This window comes from Ensifer sp. Root954 (assembly GCF_001429005.1).
Lineage (GTDB): Bacteria > Pseudomonadota > Alphaproteobacteria > Rhizobiales > Rhizobiaceae > Ensifer > Ensifer adhaerens.
In genome coordinates, this window is the sequence record NZ_LMJM01000001.1 from 364,074 (window position 1) to 364,350 (window position 277).

1 protein-coding gene is annotated in these 277 nt (G+C 65.7%); it reads left to right on the plus strand.

The window, feature by feature from the left end; genetic code table 11:
• Positions 1-277 (plus strand): isocitrate/isopropylmalate family dehydrogenase (locus ASE71_RS36660; protein ID WP_244497344.1); only part of this gene is annotated, 277 nt, incomplete at both ends.

Sequence of the window (277 nt, forward strand, 5' to 3'; positions counted from 1 at the left end):
GCGCCCGGAAGCCGGTCTGCTGCGCCTGCGCAAGGATCTCGAACTCTTCGCCAACCTGCGCCCGGCGATCTGCTACCCGGCGCTTTCCGCCGCTTCGTCGCTGAAGCCCGAACTGGTCGAGGGCCTCGACATCCTGATCGTGCGCGAGCTGACCGGTGGCGTCTATTTCGGCGAACCGAAGGAGATCGTCGATCTCGGCAACGGCCAGAAGCGCGGCATCGACACCCAGGTCTATGACACCTACGAGATCGAGCGCATCGCCGGCGTCGCCTTCGAG